This window comes from Providencia sp. CIM-Carb-044 (genome assembly GCF_033901115.1).
Lineage (GTDB): Bacteria > Pseudomonadota > Gammaproteobacteria > Enterobacterales > Enterobacteriaceae > Providencia > Providencia hangzhouensis.
In genome coordinates, this window is sequence record NZ_JAXADV010000001.1 from 285,964 (window position 1) to 308,021 (window position 22,058).

At 41.3% G+C, this 22,058-nt stretch carries 14 protein-coding genes; 7 read left to right on the forward strand and 7 right to left on the reverse strand.

Translation table 11 applies throughout. The features are described 5' to 3' along the window. Position 1 precedes the first annotated feature (1 nt). The 7 genes from SJ312_RS01220 to SJ312_RS01250 are packed head-to-tail and all read left to right on the forward strand — an operon-like array spanning position 2 to position 9,375. Positions 2-2,143, forward strand: a complete 2,142-nt coding sequence (locus SJ312_RS01220) for a type VI secretion system Vgr family protein (protein ID WP_319866737.1) — start codon at positions 2-4, stop codon at positions 2,141-2,143. Between the two features lie 9 nt (positions 2,144-2,152). Continuing rightward, positions 2,153-3,148 carry a DUF2169 domain-containing protein gene (locus tag SJ312_RS01225; RefSeq protein ID WP_004256048.1) on the forward strand — a complete coding sequence of 332 codons (996 nt, stop codon included), beginning with the start codon at positions 2,153-2,155 and terminating at the stop codon, positions 3,146-3,148. Between the two features lie 14 nt (positions 3,149-3,162). Then, positions 3,163-7,677, forward strand: a complete 4,515-nt coding sequence (locus SJ312_RS01230; RefSeq protein WP_319866739.1) for an RHS repeat-associated core domain-containing protein — start codon at positions 3,163-3,165, stop codon at positions 7,675-7,677. 16 nt (positions 7,678-7,693) lie between these two features. After that, entirely contained in the window at positions 7,694-8,074 is a 381-nt protein-coding gene (locus SJ312_RS01235; RefSeq protein ID WP_110591481.1) for a hypothetical protein, read from the forward strand. After that, complete coding sequence (locus SJ312_RS01240) at positions 8,071-8,517, forward strand: hypothetical protein (protein WP_319866741.1); 447 nt, start codon at positions 8,071-8,073, stop codon at positions 8,515-8,517. Before SJ312_RS01235 ends, SJ312_RS01240 begins: the two co-directional genes overlap by 4 nt. 30 nt (positions 8,518-8,547) lie before the next feature. Then, positions 8,548-9,177: a GAD-like domain-containing protein gene (locus SJ312_RS01245; RefSeq protein WP_319866743.1), complete on the forward strand. Its 630-nt coding sequence runs from the start codon at positions 8,548-8,550 to the stop codon at positions 9,175-9,177. Positions 9,178-9,195: 18 nt separating this feature from the next. Beyond that, positions 9,196-9,375, forward strand: a complete 180-nt coding sequence (locus tag SJ312_RS01250) for a GAD-like domain-containing protein (RefSeq protein WP_144140139.1) — start codon at positions 9,196-9,198, stop codon at positions 9,373-9,375. 501 nt (positions 9,376-9,876) lie between these two features. On the opposite strand, the gene SJ312_RS01255 is transcribed toward SJ312_RS01250, so the two are convergent. From SJ312_RS01255 to tssH, 7 genes are read right to left on the reverse strand one after another with little or no spacing between them, the layout of a single operon-like run. Beyond that, the gene (locus SJ312_RS01255) at positions 9,877-11,613 is read right to left on the reverse strand and encodes a type VI secretion system baseplate subunit TssF (protein WP_112308196.1); all 1,737 of its coding nucleotides are present in this window, start codon (positions 11,611-11,613) and stop codon (positions 9,877-9,879) included. After that, positions 11,606-12,949, reverse strand: coding sequence for a VasL domain-containing protein (locus SJ312_RS01260; RefSeq protein WP_036957892.1), 1,344 nt, complete (start codon positions 12,947-12,949; stop codon positions 11,606-11,608). Before SJ312_RS01260 ends, SJ312_RS01255 begins: the two co-directional genes overlap by 8 nt. A gap of 45 nt (positions 12,950-12,994) precedes the next feature. After that, complete coding sequence (gene tssM / locus SJ312_RS01265; RefSeq protein ID WP_164565371.1) at positions 12,995-16,543, reverse strand: type VI secretion system membrane subunit TssM; 3,549 nt, start codon at positions 16,541-16,543, stop codon at positions 12,995-12,997. Further along, a complete protein-coding gene (tssA, locus tag SJ312_RS01270; RefSeq protein WP_319866746.1) occupies positions 16,543-17,991 on the reverse strand; it encodes a type VI secretion system protein TssA in 1,449 nt (482 codons plus the stop codon). Before tssA ends, tssM begins: the two co-directional genes overlap by 1 nt. 5 nt (positions 17,992-17,996) lie before the next feature. Next, positions 17,997-18,647: a type VI secretion system-associated protein VasI gene (gene vasI / locus SJ312_RS01275; RefSeq protein WP_004256010.1), complete on the reverse strand. Its 651-nt coding sequence runs from the start codon at positions 18,645-18,647 to the stop codon at positions 17,997-17,999. A gap of 1 nt (position 18,648) precedes the next feature. Next, positions 18,649-19,437, reverse strand: a complete 789-nt coding sequence (locus SJ312_RS01280; protein ID WP_004256008.1) for a helix-turn-helix domain-containing protein — start codon at positions 19,435-19,437, stop codon at positions 18,649-18,651. Next, positions 19,434-22,055 (reverse strand): type VI secretion system ATPase TssH, encoded by a 2,622-nt coding sequence (gene tssH / locus SJ312_RS01285; RefSeq protein ID WP_319866749.1) that lies wholly within the window; start codon positions 22,053-22,055, stop codon positions 19,434-19,436. Before tssH ends, SJ312_RS01280 begins: the two co-directional genes overlap by 4 nt. Positions 22,056-22,058 lie beyond the last annotated feature (3 nt).

Genomic DNA, 22,058 nt, shown 5'->3' on the forward strand with positions numbered 1-22,058 from the left:
GATGTTTAGCAAAGACCCCAAAAAAACCACCATTGACCCCGTTTCTATTGTCAAAGATGAAGCGGTAAATCAAGTTAAAAATAAAGTGCAATCTAAAGTCAATGAGTTGGTGTCCGGTAAAGTACAAAAAGCGACAGCATTAGCACAGCAAGGGGGGGCTTTGGCATCAACTGCGGCCTCCATGGCAACTCAGGCGACATCCCAATTGAACAGTGTAGCCAATAACCCGCTTATCCATGGCGGTGGATTTGGTGGTGGATTAAAACTTGGTGGTGGACAAACTTTTTCAGAAAGTCAGGCATTACAAGCCGCTCACGGGGCATTGTTAGATGCACTAGGCATGGGAAGTCTGGAAAGTGGCTTGGTGTTTACATGCTCAATTGCTGGGCTACCCGATGAAACTTTTCAAGTTACCGAATTTAATTTAACGGAAGGGTTGTCTTCGTTATTTTCCCTTTCGATTAGTGCTGTTAGTGCCTTACCGTTTATTGATTTTCAGAAACACCTTGGCGTCGCCTCTTCTTTAACAGTCAAGCGTGATGGTGTCCAAGTCCGTAAAGTGAATGGCATTTTAGCCGGGGCGGTTCAAGGGAATACGGATGGCGTAAAGACGTGGTATCACTTTGATATTCGTCCAGAAATGTGGGTAATGACCCTTAATCAAGATAGCCGTATTTTTCAAAATCAAAACGTACTGACCATATTAAAAACCTTGCTGGATGAAGCGCATGTGAAGTCGGACTGCAAGTTTTACCGTGATGACTTACATCCCAAACGTATTTACACCACCCAAAAGCGAGAATCCGCCTTTGATTTTTGGTGTCGTCTCGCCTTTGAGGAAGGGATTAACTTTTGGTTTGAAGAAAACCAATTGTTTTACAGTGACGAACACATGGGGATGACGGCGGGAATTAACCTGATGTATAACCCGCAAGCGGATACGGATATCAGCGACAGTACCGCCATGACATGGCAGTACGGTGAATACTTGTGTGTGGATGAAACCATTCATAAAGACAATAATTTCATTCGCCCTTCCTACCCGCTTAGACATGAAAATAAATTGGAAAAGGGTGGGCAGCACAGCGTCTTTGAAAGTTACGGTCGCTTTCAATTAGATGAAGAGGGCAAACCACTCACCCAAATTCGTTTTGAACAGTTACGTAATGGGAGCAAGGTGGGTAGTGCCACAACAAACTGCTTTGCGCTGATGCCCGGTAAAATCTTCACCTTATCAAATCATCCTCACCTCCCAATGAATGACAGTTGGCAAGTTATTAGCGTGAGTCATCATGGTGTCCAGCCTCTGGCAGACAATGGCGGAGGGGATGGTACTCAGTTGTCGAACAGCGTTTCTTTTATCCCTGGTACGCAAGAGTGGCGGCCACCTTATCGTTATAAACCAACCGCGGATGGTGATGAAGTTGCGACTGTCGTGGGCCCTCCGGGTGAAGAAATCTATGTCAATGAACATGGTGCGGTGAAAGTCCATTTTCACTGGGACAGACGTGGAGAGCCTGACCATAGTGCTTCGTGTTGGGTGCGTGTTGCGATGGGCTGGAGTGGCGGCGGCTATGGTTTTTCTGCGGTTCCACGCATCGGAACGGTCGTTCAGATTAGTTACCTCAATGGGGATATTGATAGGCCGATTATCACGGGCTGTACTTATGATGGTCGCAATGCGACTCCAATCAGTTTTCCTGAAAATAAAACCCGCACCACGTTTCGGACGAAAACCCATAAAGGGGAAGGGTTTAACGAGCTGCGCTTTGAGGATGAAAACGGCAAACAGGAAGTGTTTATACATGCCCAGAAGGATATGAATACCAAAGTCCTGAATGACCGTACCACACATGTGCTTCATGACCATATAGAGGTTATTGATAACAATCAAGCCATGCTGGTCAAAGGCAATCGAACTGAAAATATTGATAAAAATAATACGGAAACGGTGGGGCAACACAAGAGCATCACGGTGGGGAATACCTTATCAATCAATGTGGGCGATGTGATTGAACTGCGTTGTGGCGCAAGTGTTCTACGTATGGACAGTGGCGGTCATGTCACGATTAATGGCACGGAATTTAAGTTCGAAGCATCAGGCCCAGTGCAGATTACGGGTAAAGATGTGGATATTAACTGAGGTCTTTTCATGTTGGCTCAAGTGATAAATAAAACGCCGTTTCCTCATTTTGCGTTTGAAAAGCTCGGTTATATGAATGAGCACTGGTTTACTGTCGTTATCAAGGCAACGTGTGATATTAACCCCACGACAAACTATTGTGAGTTTTCCGATACACAATTGCCTATTGTGATGGCTGATAAATACCGTACTACACCCGAAAATAGCAGCTTATTAGTCGAAACGGATTTAGTGCTCCATAAACCGCGAGGGGAACTTTATCTAACGGGTACCGCACGTGCACTCGAAGGGCAAGCCGTTCCTCATTGGGAAAGTGGGTTTACCCTTGGTTCACTCAATAAGCAACTGACCTTGAGTGGGCCGCGTTATTGGGAATACCAAGATACATGGCGACTCACAGAGTCATTGCCGATTACGGCATTGCCGTTAATTTATGAGCATGCATTTGGTGGTCACCATGAGAAGCAAGCTTATCCCGATAACCCGATAGGGGTAGGTTGGTATGACGTGACAAAATTGAATACGTCTGAGAAATATGCAGCACCGCAAATTACCTATCCACAATTAGAAAATGAAATTGGTGTCTCTTCTCCCGTTGCCGGGTTTGGTTTATATAGCCGATGGTGGCAACAGCGGATGCAATATGCGGGAACGTATGATGACTTGTGGCTCAATGAAACTCGCCCTTATTACCCAGCTGATTTTAAGAATGATTTTTTAATGGGAGCGCCTGTTGACCAACAGCAAGCCTATTTTAAGGGGGATGAAACTCTCACGCTAAAAGGTGTATTTGCTGAAAGCCCCGTAGTCACGCTCTCCTTACCGAAAATCGGTTTTTTAGCAGAGCAGCAAGTACCGGAACAAGCCAGTGAATATCATCAACTCAATCTTGATACCGTGCATGTGTCATTAGATGAGCGAAAGTTGTATTTGACATGGCGATACAGTCAAGCGGCTTTACAGGCAGATACAGTGCTGCAACTTAAGGCTTACAAGCTACCATAAGGATAATGTCGGGCATGAAAAAAGTCGTCGGAAATAAAAAAGGGGATTATTGTGTTGTCTCATCAGGGCCTGATGTTTGTAAAGTGGGTAATAGCGTAGTTCCCTTTGATAGTTATCAGCAATTAAGTTCAGAGCAGTCGTATGTCAAAAGTGTTCGTGTCAATGGCGTGCCGACGTTAACCGTCGGGAGTGTTATTAAAGGCACTCAGAGTAATGCGGGTTCGGGCATTATTTCAGGTACAAGCCAAGGTGGCGGTAATTGTGTTATCACCAGTGGTTCCCCAACCGTTCGTTTTTGTGGTAACGCTGTGGCTTATCACGGCTCTGATGTGATGATGAATAACGGTAATGTGCCAGGCCTGCTGTATACCGTAGAGAAAGCGCATAATATTGCAACCGAAGCAGCGTTAATTAATAGACAAGAAGAAAAAGATGATGATGAAAAATCTTTTTTTGAGCGTTGGGGAGATGCATATGTTCAAATGAATGAAATGGAGAGGATGGCTAACGAGCAATCTGGTGAAGTCATCATTGGTGGTGCTAAAAACTTTGCTAATTCACTCATTTCACTAAGTGAATTGTTATTGCAGGGCGCGGCACTGCAAGGTGCTTATGAAATGGAATCTCAAGCCTATCTTGCAGCCCCTTTTCTTCCAGAAGAACACACTAAAAAAACGCTGGAATTGGTTGAGGAACTCAAGAAAAAAGAAAATTTGCCAACTCTTCCACAATTTGAGTTAACCACTGAAGGGCAAAAAATGGGGGCGGTAGCAGAGGAAATCATTGAATACGCTTTTTTGACCAAAGCTGCTGCAAATTTAATCAAGACAGGATTCAAAGCACTTCCTCGATTATTCAAAAAAGAAGCTCCAGCAGCAAAGAATGTCACGATTGCCACACCCCCTAAAAATGAAAATGTGGTAAATACGAAAAAACCTGATGGGCCTACGGGCAGTGCCGTGTGTAAACTCGACCCAGTGAATGTGGCGACGGGTGATTTTATCCAGGTTTGGTCAGTTCTCTCGCTGCCAGGGCTGCTGCCAGTTCAATTACAAAGAACCTACCGCTCAACGGCTTCGCAAATAGGATTGTTCGGCGCCAAATGGACGGATAACTGGTCAACCCGTTTAGATATCACGTCTAATAAATTGGTTTATTGGAACGAGGAAGGCGTGGCGATCACTTACCCTGTATATAGTGAGCGCTTTACTATTCGTCATACCCATTATGCTCACGCCTTGCTATCGGGTGATCTAAAGGGAGAAATCTCCCTCTTCGACAATCGCACTCAACTGACTCAGCATTTTAATTATCACAGTGGCACAACCCGTCGCCTTTCTGCTATTACGGATAATAATCAGCAGCGCATTGATTTCCATTATGATGAGGAACACCGACTAAATCTCATTGCGCGTAATGGGCAAGCCTTATTACGTTTGGAATACCAGCAACATCAACTCCAGACTATCTCGTTAGTTGATTCATCAATAACGCAACCTTTAGTGACGTGTCAGTATGATGAACTGGGGTATTTAAGCGAATGTGATGCTTTTCAGCAAAACCATTTGTGGCACGAATATTCTCCCGAAGGGTATATGACCCGTTGGCATGATACTGGCCAAACGGATTATTACCTAGAGTATGATGAACAAGGGAGAGCCATCCGTAATCACTCTCCATCAGGCTATTGGTGCGGTGGGTTTATCTATGATGATATTCATCGCATGACCACCTTCTATGATAATGAAGGTGGGCAATCTTATTATTACTACAACGATGCGGGGCTGGTCACCCATGCCATTGACCCATTAGGGCGAAAAACCTTAACAGAGTGGGAAAATAATCTCAAAATCAGTGAAACCAATGAGTTAGGGGAGACGGCTCGTTTTCTTTATCATTATGACGGTAACTTAGCCCAAGTTATTTATCCCGATGATCGCTCAGTTGAATATCAATATAATAAACGTGGACAACTTATTGAAATGGTGTCTCCGACTAGTGATGTCTGGCAGTTAAGTTATGATAGCCAAGGTAACCTAACGACCCTCACTGACCCTCAGGGTCACATTCAAGCCTACGAATACAGCCAACACGGTGAACTGCTTAAAGCCATTCACCCCAATGGGGCGCAGTGGCAATATGAATACAACAGCACCCATCAATTAATCAAAACAAAGAATCCATACCAAAATAGCACCGAATATCAGTTTGATGAGCTGGGGCGCTTGCAAGAATATACCGATGCACTGAAACACACGACGCGTTACCACTATAGCCAAGAGCATGCCAGTGAAAACGGCAGTGTCAGTGATATTCTTTTACCTGACGGTGTTCATCAACATATCGAGTACGACAGCGAACGCCGTGTGGTTGCTGTCACGGACGGTGAAGGCAAAATCACCCGTTATCGTTATGGCCCCTTTGATTTACTGCTGGCGATGGTACGTCCCGACGGTACAGAAGTCCGTTTTGAATATGACTCTTTGACGCGTTTAAAAGCGGTGATTAACGCTACAGGGGATAAATACACCTACGAGCGTGACCGCGCGGGGCAAATTATTCGTGAAACCGACTTTACAGGGCGAGTGCAAGAGCACCGTTATGATCAGTTAGGTCGCCGAATAGCAACACGTTATCCAGACCAACACGAATTACGTTGGCGTTATGATGTATCTGGGTTGGTTGTTGAACAAAGTGAATGGCTGGATAATGGCGTTGAAAATAAATGTTTATCGACCACGACCTATGAGTACAACGCACGTTTGCAATTGGTGAAAGCCACCAACCCCGATTCAGTGGTTGAATTTGAATATGATGAGCAGGGGCGTTTAACGTGTGAGCGAATCAATGGTCAAGAAATCAAATATGATTGGGACAGCGACCATTCGACGTTAGCGCGTACCACTTTCGGTGATCGTGAACTTCATTATGCCTTTGGGCAGCTCGGCGAACTCACCTCACTGCAAATCAATCAGCATGCGCCACTGGAATTCGGCTACAATGCGGTCGGGCAAGAATACCTTCGCCGCAGTGACGCGGGGTTTGTCAACTCTAGCCATTACACCGCCACCGGGTTACTCGCCCATCAACGGGCGGGGCGTGGCAGTGAAAACTTCTTGCAATCACTGCAACAGAATCCGCAGCAGCCGCCATTTTGTACTGATGTGCATCGTTCTTATCAATACGACCGTGCACACAATGTGGTGCGTATTGAAGATGACCGTTGGAAGCAAACAACTTATCGGTATAACGCGAACGACCAAATCACCGAAACCCAATACAGTAACCAAATTGGCAATCGCGATGAAAAGTTCCTTTATGATGCGAACCTGAATCTCACCGAGCACATGACATTGCCGTCGGATGCGAAAGGGGCGATGTTGCAGTTATTCCAGCAACAACAAGCAGGACGTGTTACGCGGCGGGATACGGCAAGGGGGTATCAACTTTACCATTACGATGTGAATGGGCGGCTAGAGAAGAAAATCGTTTATGAACATGGTTACCGCCCAAAGGAATGGCGCTATCTGTGGAGCACACAAAACCAACTGACCGCGTGTTTCACACCAAAAGGGGATTGTTGGCGCTATACCTACGATGCGTTTGGTCGCAGGCTGAGTAAAACGCAAACCGTGGATAGCCAAGCGGCTTATGTCAATCCACTGTTTCCCCAACTTAAGCCCAAAGTGACGGCATGGCACTATTTGTGGTCGGGTGACCAGCTGGTGGAAGAAACGCCGATTTATGCGGATGGGACAATCGCTTATGACTCGCAAGTGCAATGGCTGTACGAACCGGGTGCAATCACACCGACGGCGCGCTATCAAAATGGCAAGTTGCATTATGTGGTGACTGACCACCAAGGCACGCCCCGAGAGATTTTTACCGAAGCGGGCAAGGCGAGTTGGGCAGGGCGGCTGAATACGTGGGGGCAGATGCAGTTTTGGCAATCCCGCGATGGCCTTGCTGACAATGACCCCAATTATACGGAGTGCCACTTTCGTTTTGCGGGTCAATATGAAGACTCGGAATCTGGCTTGTATTACAATCGTTTTCGGTATTATGATAGGGACAGTGGGCAGTATATCTCCCCTGACCCAATAGGGCTACTGGGTGGGTTTAATCCTTATGGGTATGTGCATTGTCCGACAGGGTTTGTTGATCCGTTTGGGTTGGCGGGAGACTGTTGTGATAAGCTGAAGTGGGGAAATCCTAAAAGCAAACCAACTTATGGACATACATTTATTGATCATGGTCAAAAATTAAAACCTCAGCAACTTATGGATAGAGCCAGGGCTAAAAATCATCAGATAGGGCAGTATTTAGATGATAATGCGGCTGCTAATTTTATTTCTGATGTTGCTAAAAAAGGACCTGGTGTACATGATGTCCCCTTGCCCAATAATATAAGCGGTCGTGGATATTTACCTAATGGAGTAGAAATAAAACCGGATATGGCTAGAGTAGTTGTAAAGCCTGATGGCTCGATTAGGACATCGTTTCCATATAGCTCATCTCATCCCAATTAAATGGAGGTTTTATTTTATGTGTATCAATCAATTAGCTATGGACTTAGGGTTGCCAATGGGAGATGAATACACTCAAGATTGGGCCTATGAATTACCAGAACTATATCGAACAAAAGAATGGCTAAAGAAATACATTCAAGCATACTCGAATGATAAATATAATACATTTGAAAAGAATGAATTAATGGAATTAATGCTTGATATTGTAAATGATTTATTGCTTCAAAATAGTAAGAAAGATGATTTGATAATAAAAGTTTTGACTTTATTATCTGATAATCATCAAATTCATTTACAACTAATAGAACACTGGTCTTTAGATGATGAATCATTAGAAAATTGTTTTGAATTAACTCCAGCTGTTAGAGAAATTAGAGATAGCATACTAATTAAATGATTAAGAATGGCCAGAAGATTCTTCGATCTTCTGGCTTCTTCATTTTTAAGGTCCATTCAGCTTTCCCTTTAGCCGCTGATAGACTCCGCCATCAGCTCGCGCATGGTGTGCTGTGCGCGCTGGATGGTTATGTATATATCGGTGGTGAAGGCAGCAGCTTATGGCGTGGTCGTGAATTTCAATGGGAAAAATTGTACCACGGTGGCTCGACGATTTTACTGAATCAGCTGCGCAGGTTTGAAGATAAAGTCTGGGCTTGTGATGACTACCGTTTGCAATGTTGGGACGGCAATGAAATGGTACGCCCGATGGATGGTGATGAAACCGTTCTTCTGTCTGGTCATATGGATGTGCGTGACGGTATTTTAGTGGTAGCGGGTGATTATAGTGTAGACCTTTATGATGGGACGGCATGGCATAAGATTGTTAGGCCTTATAGTTAATAGAAGTCTGCCGAGGAAAAGGAAAATAAGATGCGCGATGAAGCTTTTGAATTATTTGTTGATAAATTTGGCGAAGCCTCAACATCACGTTATGTTTCTGAAGAGAAAATTGAAAAGTGGCGAGGCAAGTTACCTGAATTACTCTTAACTTATTGGCACAATGAAGGATGGAGTAGTTATTATAATGGATTATTTACAATTGTAGATCCTGATGACTATGAGGATATTGTCGATGAGTGGTTGGAAAACACCTATTTAGAGGAAATTGATAGTTTTCATGCAATTGCCATTAATGGATTTGGGAATATCTATTTATGTGGTGAAAAAACAGGGCAGTGTGTAGTTATTAACACGGCATTTAATACTCTATTTGTACAAACTAAGGAATTGAAAAGACAGCATACTGAAAAAAGTTTAAACATTAGTATAGAGACTCTATTTGCATTTTCTAAGATAGATAGACACAGTAAAGAAGGTCTTTTTGAAAAAGCGGTAAAAAAATTTGGGCCTCTTGGTGATAATGAAATATTTGGTTTTGAACCTGCGATTATTTTAGGTGGGGAACTTGATATTAAATACATACAAAAAGTCGATGCACGTATTCATTTGTCTATTTTAGCCCAATTGGCTGAACCAGAAATTAATGAAATTAATATTTAGATTCAAATGGATAGCATAATGAGAGATCTTTACTTCGCATCAATAATCGATAGTCTTGGTGAAGCAACAACTTCTCGTTATGTTTCACCTGAATATATTGTGAGATGGAAAACTATTTTACCCGATAACTTACTTAATTGTTGGGTAAATGAAGGCTGGAGTCGTTATCAATATGGTCTTTTTTCTTTCTTTAGTTGAAAAATATGGGGGATTAAATAAAAATGAAATTTATTGCTTTGATCCCATTATCCAAAAACTAGAAACATTAAATTTTAATGCATCTAACAAAGTAAATGCTATTGATTATTTATTAGAATTAAGGAAAATAATTACACCTGTAATCAAGTTTATCTAAAATATCATTCTTATTTTCTATGATATATTTACTGAAATAATATAAATTAAATAATAGACTGAGTTCTTGTGATTGCGAGCTGAACAATGAGTTTGGGCAAGAATACCTTCGCCGCAGTGAGATGGGTTTTATGAATTCTAGCCATTAAACAGAGATAGGATTATTCGCCCGTTACAACAGCGAGTCACTGCAACCTTGAAACTTTAAAAGCAGGCAACGCTGCCTCATAGGTTCATGGGGTGGGGATGCAATTGAAGCGTTTTTGCGCCACACTTTTTATGCTCCCCTTTACTATATTGAGGTAGTCTTTGGGATACTTTAATTAGTTACTCATTAAGAGATAGTTAAATCATCGACTTATGTCCTTTTAGGGGGGATGGGGATAAATGCCACCTTGTTTTTTTCTCGTTATTCAGTGTCACCGACATCTCTAATAACATATTCGCGGATAGGCAAAATGGGAAAAAGTGATAGAGGTGAGTGGTAAATACAAAGGCTTCACCTTCGCTTTCATATTGAGCGTTATCAAGTAGTAGAGATAAAGATAAGCACCGGTAGGGTTTACCTTTTAAGATATGGTCATATAAATGTGTTTTCAGCTCAATGAGCCCAGATAATAATCGCTCACATCTTCGTGTCACTTGCCTATCAGTATCTCGATAGAGAATATAATCAGCAATTAAGTGTTTTACGCTTTCTAATGACATTAGCATTGAGGCATTAGCACTGTAATGGGATAATAATTGCCAAAAATGGTGGTTATTAACGATGGGAGGATAGCAAGGTGACAACAATGTGATATTTCCTGTTTTAATTCCGTCAGGCATTTTTTCACTGTGTTGGTTTAATAAGCCAATTTCGTTTTTTTGGTTACGTTCAAAGCCTATATAAACACATGAAAAATGTAAGCTGGGCGGTGTTACCATAGGGGCGCCTTTATTATCAAAAAAGTTTAAATAATAAAGAGTATGCCCCGTGATATTTTTCTCCATCGTTAAGGAGTAAAAAAGGGTTTTATGGTATTGAGGCATAAGGCGTGAAGATGCCGTTAATTCTGTCGTAGGATAAAAATGACAATATATGCCTCTCTCTTGTTCATGTGGCTCAAGTGAAAGTTGAATTTCAAAGAGGTCAGCCAAGTAGTGATGGCTAGGGATAGGAAGCAAATAACTTGATTTATTTTCTTTAAAATCAATTAGCAAGGTGTGTTGTGCTTCGGTATCCATTGCCGGAGCACAGTTTAAATAAAAGCTATTTTCACATTCCTCTTGTGTCAAAGGAAGCTGTTGATTGAAATAGATGTTAACTGTAAAACGCCTTTCTTGCTCCCAATCTAACTCAGTGACAACTTGGGGAATATTGAGCTCAACAAAATGATGAACATGAGGTAAATAAAGGCCTTCCAATAATTGCTGTGGAGCGCTGAGTGATGCATTTTCTTGTGGGAATATTTTATAGGGTTTTCCGATTTTGGGCTCGAAAGCGTAGTTAAGTGGATCTCCCTCATAGCGAATATGATTATGGACGACTTCAATTTTTTCAAAATACTGGCTAAATGCGAGTAGTAAGGTTTCTGATGTTTTTTTATTGGCTCCTAAAAAAACATCAAGTGAACTTGTTGAATGAAATTTAGTTTCACCTCGATACTGTAATTCAAGTGAAATACAAGAACGATTTGGGTGCTGAATCACTTTTCTAGCGAGAAGGCTATAGGGTGCTACGACGAATTCATGACAAAAACTAAAGCGAGCCCCATTATTACCTAAGACAAGATGGTCTTTATTTATCTCTACTGGAAAAGAAAGCAATTCACTTTGGTCAATTTGTACAATAGTCGTTGCTGGAAGCCCTTTTATAGCTTGGGAGTCTAGTCGTTGCAGTAGGGGCAATGTAATTTCAGGAAATGCATCGTCAATTTTATCCTGTAAACGCGCAGATAAAAAAGCAAACCCTTCTAATAGGTAGCTTGTCTGCGGATCTTGAGGATCTAATACATCAGCTAAATGTGGCTTTTTATCTGCATATTCACTATATAGCTTTTGTAAGTATTGCTTTTCTTTAATATATTTTATTTCACTCATGACTTAATCCAAAAGATGAATATGAGCTGGGTTTTAAACCTTTTTGCTCTGCTTGTTTTTGTAATTCATAGTAACGAGCTAATAATCCATTAATTTTATTATCAATATTGATGAGTGTGGCAGGGGGAACCGGCTGCCCATTTTTAATTTGTAGCGATAATTGACGGAGCTTTTCTTCAATAGGCTCCACTTTATTGTGCTGTTTTTGAATGTCATAGATGGCAGTTTTTAAATAGGATAATGTAAAACTACCTCGGTTTTTTTCTTGTTGAATAATTTTATTTGAAAGTTGCTGTAACAACATTGCTGTTTCAGACCAACTATCATTAATAGGCATATTTTCTAAACGCGCCTCATATTGGTTTTGCCAATTTCGGCTGAAGTAAGCCTGATCAGCATCCGCAGGCCAATAAGATTTTGCTTTTTCTTGCATGTTCTCGATCAGTTTCAAGTTAGCGAGAGGGGAACGCTTTTCGAGCAAAGCTAAATGATATTCATAGGTATTTATTTCGGGTTTAAATAACCATTTGGCAACAGCACCTTCAGGAATGGACGTTATAGCCTCCATCTCATGTTTAAAATAAACATAGGCGCTAAATCCACTGACTAAAAAGAGTGCACTACTAAGCACACAACCCCATATAAAACCACGGGTAGCGCTCATTTTTTTAGTTGTTACTGTTAATGTTGATGCGGGCTCTGGGGGTTCAAAAATAAATGTTGGTGATGGTTGTTCTACCTGTTTAGCAGGTTGTTGGATATACACTAAAGGCGGGAGCGTGACAGATTCGGATGTATTCTGTTTTGCATATTCTTCCTGTTTTTCAAGTTGTTTGGCTAAATTTTGAAAGAACCATAACAAGTTTTCAATTTTAGGCAGTTTTTCCCACGTTGTTTTAGCCAGTTTATCAATGATTAATTGTAGCGCGCGTTCTGAGCGGTAAACCAAACGGAGGTCTTTTGTTTCATAGGTTTGCTGGCGTAGCAGGGCGCTAGCCTTTGTATTAAACCAGTTGAGTGCTTCTGTTCGTTGATTCGGTTTTTCAGGCCATAACGCATCCCAATGAGTAACAATAACACTCGCTAATAATTCGCAGCCTTCAGTAAAGCCACTGAGTCCATGGCGTTGTAGTCGTGCAATTGTGTAATAAGCACCGCTTTGTAGGTCAATACCATGATTTTTAAAAAGAGACAAACAAAGTGATTCAATAAGCGTCCAACTGACCTCCGGACGTGCAGGATGACTTAACTTGTTAAATTCTGTTTTAAGAGCAATAAATTCAGGAGTATCTAAAGGGGAGCTCCCGATTTTAATGACTAAATGTTCTGATTTCATCTCGTTGAATATCCTATGCCCCCACATAAAGTGGAGGCAATCACATTAGTAAAGGGTTTCAGGTAAACGGAACTTTGTGAATAATCCTCCGAAGAAAGGATTATTAGACTCATCAACGAGTACTCGATAAGTCATATCTCCGCTATCAATCGTGAAACGAATATCGAATGAATTGGATTTGATATTCATTAACTTCGCACTGTCGACTAAGCGCATTTGTGCCCACGGTCCTGAGAAACTAATTGAACGAGGCGATTTATCGCCGGAAAGCGGAACTAGAGTCAGTTTACTTTCAATATTTGAACGCATCGAGTTTGGCCAAACGAGATGCGTGACATGGCTGCGGCTATGGGCATAATCAATAAGCTGACCGTCAAGATTTAAGATACTACGGCGTTTATTGCCACTTAATGAAAGGGGTTCAACTGCAAATTGTGCTTCTAAATTACCTTGTGCATTAAAGAAGGTTTCTCTTATGCGATTTGCAGTTTCAATTTGCGCTAAAACATCAGAGCGGATCAGTGATTGACTATCCCTATTATCGACTAAGTTATTTTCAACAAATAAACGTAAGTTCTGTTGATAGAAGCTATCGAGTGTGCCATTAGGTTTAAAGAAGCGTTCGAACTCACTTAATGGAACATCTTGTTTTGAGTTTGGATTAAACGGATAGCGACCAGCAATATAGGTATTATATTGTTTTACAACATTTTCATTCCATTCAACTTCCATATGTCGAATAGCTTCTTTCTGGACAACATTCCAGGCTTGTTCTGCAAGTTCATCTACCCAACGATTGAGCGGTTCAGGCAATGTTTTAGCCATTTGTGATAGTTCAAATATGGCATCTTTATTATTATCATTGAGTCGCATGGAAACTGCTTTAAGTGCCGCTTTGCCCGGTACTGGAGAGTTTTGTATTCCCAACAAATATCGATGCAAATCATTCAATTTTTGATTGAGATTCTGTAAGTTTTCTCCTTGATTACTGACCAGTATTTCTGTTTGGGGTGTGAATTCTCTATCTAAACGTGTTAATAAACGGTAAGAAGGTTCTGCCATCAAGGCTTTTTGTTTCTCAATAGGTAAGTTTTCATCAATGGATGGAATGACCGTATTATCACGCAAAACTTGTAAGGCACGACGTAAAGGCTGCTCTCCGCTGATGATTTGTTCAAGAGCGATGATTTCATCTTGGATTGAGTCAAATTCACGAATTTCTAAATTACTCATTCCGTTACGCCATTGAGCGATATAATCACTGATATATTGCTCACTGATTTGACGTTGAATTTCTTTACGGTCATTCTCACTATATTGGGTATTTGATGTGAGATTGAGCACCCAAGCATCAAGCAACGTGAGTTCAACTAATTTGTCATTTTGGCGAATAAAATAGTTTAATAATCCTGAACGTGTTAAAAACTGTGGGATTTCTAATTTATCCTCATCAATAGCGGTAAAAACAGTATTAAAACTTGGGCCTATCTGATATTGCAAATTTAAAGGCGCTGAAAGTTCTTGGTTGGCTTTTAGCCGTAATGCCTGGTACACACGTTGATAAAGCGATAACACACTGAGTTCTTTCTGGGCATTTTTAATGGGGGTCGCAAAAGGCGTGAAGGCCTTAATCGCAGTCATCAGACCGTTGTCTCGTTCCGCTTTCCAATCCGTGTGTTCAAGAGCATAACGTAAGTGTGCTTTTAATAGCATTTGTTTTTCACGTTGCCCAGTGAAGAGATGGCTCCAATAATTCGCCATAAAGTCTTCAACCATGCCATTATTGCGCCCTGTTTTATCTTCTAACATGCGCATAATGCGTAAAATTTCGAGTTTATCTTCACTGCCCTTATCTGCATTATTAAGTTCAATTAAAAGCCCTGACATAATTGCGGGTAAGAAACGTTCGGTCAGTAATTGCAGATAAACTTGCTCAACTTGTGGGCCGACTTTTTGGCCTTGATACAGCCCCATATCAGAAAACAGCGCATTTTTATCGCGGTGGTTCCCATAGGCAAGTGTCGCTTCACGCAATGGGTTGAGGACGGGAAGTTGTAAGCTACCATCAGTATCTTTTTGGACGTTATTATCTATCGTTCTAAAGGCTTTAACCTCATTAAGCACACTCTCACCGGCGCGGTAGTTTTTATCATAATAGTGATTCCAACCACTCCAAAGCGCAATTAAACCGGCAAAACTGGCCAGTGTTGTGACTAAGAGACGAGAACGGTGTTTTTTGACCCAATATTGATTTTCAGCTGCTAAATTGGGCTCACTGAAAAGGACTTGGTCAAATAAATTATGTGTAAAGTAAGGGTGGCTATCATTGATTGGCCAAGTTGTTAGTGGGGCTGTCGGTAAATGGTATTGCACGGATGCCGTTTGGCTAAAGACATCGTCTATTTGGCCAATCTGTAATGCAGAGGTGAGATAAACACCCCTTAAACAAATGTTATGTTGTTCGTTATTAATCAACAGTGCATTAATTAATGTTATAACGTGGCTCTGTAACCCTTCTATTTGACGTACAAAGCTGAATAAATCACTACGTTGATTACCTTCCGCTCGTTGTAGCATCATTTCAGGTAGTGCGCTATTCATTTGGTTAACCCACTGTAACCAGAAGTGCGTTAAACCCGTCTTCCAATCTTTTTGGGATTTAAGGTCGAAAGAAACACCCAATACTTGGTTACGTTGTTGCGCATCCAATGACTGGTACATTGAATCGAAACCACGTAATAAATCGAGCTTCGTTAATACGATATATAATGGTAGTTGACTATTAAAAGTCATTCTAATTTCTTCAATACGCATTTGCAGGTCAGCAATCAATTGGCTGTTTTGCTCTTTCGTATTGGTGAGTAGGGATAAGGTATCTACCGTTAAAATAATCCCGTTCATGGGTTGTCTTGAGCGATTAGTCTTTATCCAATTAAGTAGCTCTTCCCACAACCGATGATAGAGTTGAGGTTTCTCATTATGTTCATTTGGTTGAGTCAATAGCTTGCCGTTAGGAACAAAAAGAACGGCACTATCCGTCAACAAGCACTCAATATTTAAAGGCAGCTTTTGTTCATTAACGATATTGTCACTTGGCGCGATATCCAATGGATTCAGCGTATTTTTCAATAAGCTATGTTTTCCGCTTTGGTTTGCACCTAAAACAAAATACCAAGGACGCAAATAAACAGCCTTAGAATGGCCATTTAGGTGACGAGTAAATTGAGATTTCCAATAGTCTAAATAACGATTTTGGAAATCAATATCCTGCCTAACGGGGTCAACAACGGCTAACTCAACATCGAGTTTTAACGCTTCAAGTTTTTTTACTCGACGCCATGTAACTAAACCTATCCAACTGACGACAAGCAAAATAATAATTAGCGTAGCAAGCCAGCGTGAGGTGAGTGTACTAAATGGCATTGAGTCTTGATAAGTGAATGTCGGCCCCCACCACCAAATCCACACAATGACGAGCGCAGGGAGTAACGCTAATAAAAATAGGAAAAAGGAGGCAATTTTGGGCCTATCAGCAAAAAACAGTTTTTTTACCGAATTGGTTATGTTTGAAATGGAGAAAAACGGTAATTTCATTATTGTAGATCCCTATCCATAGTCATTGTTGTTTCTGGTATTTTGTCTGTTTTTTGAACGAGTTGTCTTACGAGGCTGGGTTCCCAATCCTCGAGTGAAAAGTGTAAAGTAGCGGTATAAAGTTGCTGATATAAGTGGGCCGCCATATAGCCCATTCCTGAGAGCTCGAATAGTTGCGCTGACAATAATTGCCCATAAAATTTATCTCTAGGCTCTATTGCAGCTACAAGGCTTGATTCAATGAGCTTCAATGCGGCTTCAAGCCCTTGTTGTTCATAGCACAGTAAAACGTCTTGCTGTAATAATGTGGTATTTGAATGAGATAATTGGCCACTCTCTGTTTTGCGACAATCTTCTAACCATTCTTTCACGCTGTCGGGGACGAAAGGGCTCATATCAGAAAAATGCAAGTTGACGAGGTTTGGAAGGCGAGCTAAAAAAAGACGTAACTCTTCTGCGATACCATCCGCGACTTCTGAATAACCCAGTTTAGCTGCTGCTTGTGCTGCGAGCATGTGGCCTTCTAGCCAATAAGGCGATAGTGATAAGCTTTGCTCTACATTATTTAATAGGGAGTTTGATGGTTGAGAAAGTTGGGCTTTGTAATCCATTATGCGATCCATCGAAACCGGCGCTAAGGGGGTTTTACCTTGACGATCGGCTTGGGGCAACATTGTAATGGAATGCCAGATAGCATAACGTCGTAAGCGATAACCAACTGAACTTTCAGGCATTTGTAAACAAATAACTTCTGAAACTTGGAGTAGCGTTTGCTTCCATTGTCTTTCGTCATGCTGATTTATATTGATTGCTGGCATGACAAAGCTATTTGCTGGTGGTTGTACAGTTTCAGTAATAGGCATTGCGGCTTCTTTTGGTGCTGAAGCTAACACTATGGGCTGTTCGCTTTCTTCAATTCGCTGATAATCTCGACTCAATGCATCAATTTGTTCAGAAAGTTCAGGGCTCTGTTCATGCCAAAATTGCGCTAAATAGGCAAAAGATCCCAGGATATCATCACGCATTTTGCTATTAGCAGAACGGCAAAAAATATCGTTTACTGATTCGAAGCGTTTTATAATTTGGTTCGCTAAGCGTAACTTGAGCTTAATATTCGTTGGATAGCAGACATGCCAATATTGGCGCGTAAAATCAGAAAGGATCTGCGCTGCTAAAACTAATTCTTTAGGTTCACCTGCATGCTGTAAGGTACGTAATAAGTGAACGATTAAGCGGAAATCCTTTGTCTGTGTTTCAAGCAACCGCAAACACCGACGTTGAATTTCTTTAACATCTAATTGGCTGTGACTGAGAGAGCCGAATTTTATCATTTCACTATCGATATACTCCCAGTCGGGGTCACTATCGTTCACAGCACTACACACCAGCTGTTCATCAAGATGGGCAAGTAACTGTTCTTTCCAAGAATAAGGGGTATTGTTTGTCATTATTTTTACCAGTGGCAAGCGGCTCTTAATGGTTTAATTTCTTGGGACATCCCTGAAATATTGAACGTTAGTTTTTCGTTATTAGTTAATTTTAAAGTCAATTTTTCGCCATTTAATAAACGCTTGATTTCATCTATGCCAGGTAAACCACGGCTTGATTCCAATACATAGCCATTTTCGCGTAAAAACCATTCTGCAGTGAATTGCGTTCTATCAGTCGAGACCATGACACTGCCTGCATCTTGTTTATTGGGTAAAATAATTTGCATACGGGTAATGTTGTCGATGCAGCTCAACATGAGAACAGGGCGCGGAGGTTGAAAACCAATGGCAGGGATAGTCATAATGACGGGGTAATCACCATTTTCAGGTACTGAGACTAAGAAACCCGCACTATTTTCGACACGTTTCATTTCGTGTTCATAAGCTTGGCGCCAAGTTTTCCCCATTTGAGCAATATTAGGTGAAGTATTTGCTGCAGGCGTCGAGGACAGCGCTATTTTGTCATAGCAATCTAAGCGAATAAGCTGAGAAGATTCTAGACGACACTGGGTGAGTTCTTCTGCGATCTTCTGGCTAATATTGCTTTCAGCTTTTCCAGACAAAGCGAAGAAAACTAGCATCAAAGAGCAAAAAAAGAGTTTCAGTATTTTCATTTTATACTCCGTACTTCTTCAATTTATATATCAGCGCACGCTTAGATATGTTGAGGTGTTCTGCCATTGCGTTGATATCTCCCTTTAGCTCACGCCGCTTGTTTAATAAAATTTCTTTTTCATAGCTCTCTACAGCAGCCTCTAAATCATTAATATCTTTTGGGTTATTTGTTATTGGTTCCATACTTGTGATTGATGCCGTTAATATGTTTAAGGCCTCATTGAGGCTTACTTCCTTTTCTTTCTGCAACTGATTGAGATATTGCAAGTGCGAAATTTTTTGTTGCGTATTTGCCAATTCAAGAATGCGTTTTAATTGCTGATGAAAGAGCTCGCAATAAATAGGGAAAATGCCTTGCTCGAAATTTTCTAACTCTTTGGCCTGCCCTAAAAGAATAATGGCACCGCATGGTTTATGGTTCAGATCATGCAGTGGTAAGCTATACAGCCCAGTATTAACAGGAAGCTGCGAAATAAAATCACGTAATGACGCGTTATTAATGTAGCTACCTTGCTGTAAATTCTTCCAAAATGTGGGTTCACCCTTTAATACAAGTTGAATTAAAGGGTGATCGGCATCAGTAATATCAGTGTCTAAAAAATGGCTTTGAACTTGGAGTGAGTGGTCAATGTTCCAGCTTTCTAATCTATTTTCGGTTTTATTGACCAATGAAATAATTAGCCCGCTGAATACGCTACGCGAAAAACTATATGTCAAAAATTGAACGGCTAGCGCTTCTACGTCACGGCACTCAAGAAGAGCAAGTGCATTTTTTAGTCTTGCTTTCATTTTTCTTTGTTAACCTCCGCAATAAATTCATCATTTTCCGTTGTTAAACGAATATGGGAGATGGTTTCATTACGGGCACTGAATTGAAGGAGCAACAAAGAAAGAGGCGGTAATAAGGCACCGTCAATAATTGATTCTAAGATACGAGCACCATTTTCAGCGCGAGAAGCTCGACGTAAAATTTCATTAGGGACGCTTTCTTCTAACTGGATTTTTGCATTAAAACGTTGTTTCAATAAGATCATAAGACGCGTCAGCTTACTATCAACAATTTGCCGTAAAATATCAGCCGAAAGAGGTAAATAAGGGACAATTTCCATGCGGGCCAGTAGGGCGGGTTTAAAAAATGTGGTGAGCTCAGGATAAAGTGCATCTTGCAGCTCATCAGGTTTGTCCGCATACGCGGTAATCACATGGTCACCTAAATTAGACGTTAGGAAGAATGCGATATTTTTACAATCAATGACTCGTCCTTCACCATCGGCTATCTCGCCTTTATCAAATGCTTGATAGAACAAATTTAGAACGTCTGGATGGGCTTTTTCGACTTCATCAAGTAGTACAACAGAATAAGGCTTCTGACGAATAGCTTCTGTTAATACCCCCCCCTCACCATAGCCGACATAACCTGGTGGCGAACCGATGAGACGAGATACCGTATGCTTTTCTTGAAACTCAGACATATTAATAGTCGTTAGGTATTGAGTTCCACCAAACATTAATTGTGCAATTTGGATCACAGTTTCTGTTTTACCGACACCACTTGGCCCTGCCAATAAAAATGCACCAAGAGGGCGACCTGGGCGGCGTAAATCAGCGCGTGCCGTTAACAAATGTTTATGTAAGCACTGTATTGCTAATGATTGCCCTTTAATGCTTTCTTCTAAATAGCAGGGAAGGTCTGTAACAATAGATAAAGCATCTTGCGATAATCGGTTTAATGGTACGCCTGTCCATTCTGCGATAACGGCTGCAATTTGTTTTTTATCGACGTGTGGCGAAACAAGCAAATGTGTTTCATGTAGTTGAGCAAGTTGCTGGTCTAATGTTTGCAATTCCTGTTTCAGCTCATCAACTTGGCAAGTTTCTTCAGATTGGGGCTCAGTATTCTCATCGTCTAATAACGTTGAGCGCAAAGTAATAATTTGCGAAACAAGCGCTTGTTGTTGTTCCCATGCTTGTTGTATATCGGACGCTTTTTGCTCAATCTCATTTGCTTTTGATGCTAATTCCTCAAGGCGTTCTGAGTGATTATCCAAGCCAAGATGATGTTCTCTTTTTAATATCGCTGTCTCCATCTCTATTTGCTGGAGATCTGTTTTTAATGAAGAGAGCATTTTTGGCGGCGAAGATAAATTGATCGCTGCCCTTGCACATGCGGTGTCTAATACGTCAATGGCTTTATCAGGTAATTGACGTCCTGAAATATAACGTTCACTGAGTTCAGCACTGGCTCGAAGTGCTTCATCATCGATAAAAACATTGTGTGCTTTTTCATAAATAGCGCGTAAACCACGCATAATGATAATTGCGTCCGCAGATGTGGGCTCTTTAACTTGAACTAACTGAAAACGGCGGGCTAGCGCAGCATCTTTTTCGAAGTATTTTTTATACTCGCTCCAGGTGGTTGCGGCGATTGTTCTCAATTCACCGCGCGCTAATGCAGGTTTCAATAAATTGGAAACATCTAGGCCACCCTGTTGATTACCTGCACCAATCAATGTGTGCGCTTCATCAATGAATAGAATTATGGGGTGAGGAGATTGAGAAACTTCTTGCATGATGCCTTTAAAGCGTTTCTCAAATTCACCTTTAACCGCTGCACCAGCTTGCAATGCACCTAAATCTAAGGTTAGAAGTTCACATCCTCTTAATTTTTCAGGGATTTCACCGGCGATAATACGCAATGCGAGGCCTTCAATAAGCGCGCTTTTCCCAACGCCTGGTTCCCCAACGACGACAGGGTTATTTTTCCGACGGCGGCAAAGGATATCAATCATAAGGTCGATTTCATGATCGCGACATAAAACAGGGTCGAGCTCATTATTTCGAGCTTGTTCGGTCATGTTTTGCGTAAATTTTGCTAACAATGAGTCCGACGCGATTTTGCCGTTATTTTGAGGTGCTTGTTCGTCAAAAGGCGATTCAGCAGACCCTTCTGTCCACTTATCAAAACTGAGTTTTAATTGCTCTCGATTAACTTGTGAAAGCATGTCTGCAACCGGTTTTGGGAGGTAACGCAACGGCATTTGTAATAATGTGAGAAAGAGAACACCTGAGCGAAGTTCACTGTGGTTGAATTCTGTCGATGCAAGTAACCAGCTGTCTTTCATCCACTCTACCAATAAAGGAGAGAAGCTCGGATAGCTCTGTGTAATGGCTTGATGAGGTGGAATTTGAATATCTAATAATTCTGACAGCTTATTAATATCCAAAGTGCTCTTCTGGCTGATTAGGCGAATGTCAGTTAATGGCGTTTCAATGAGTTTCTGAAGAAACTGAGCAATCGTAATTTCAGGTTGTTGATGGCTTACACAGTAGGCTGCTGCGCTTTCTAACGCATGCTTAGCAATCGGGTGTAATCGGTTAACAAGTGTTGAGAGATCAATTTGGATCATAAT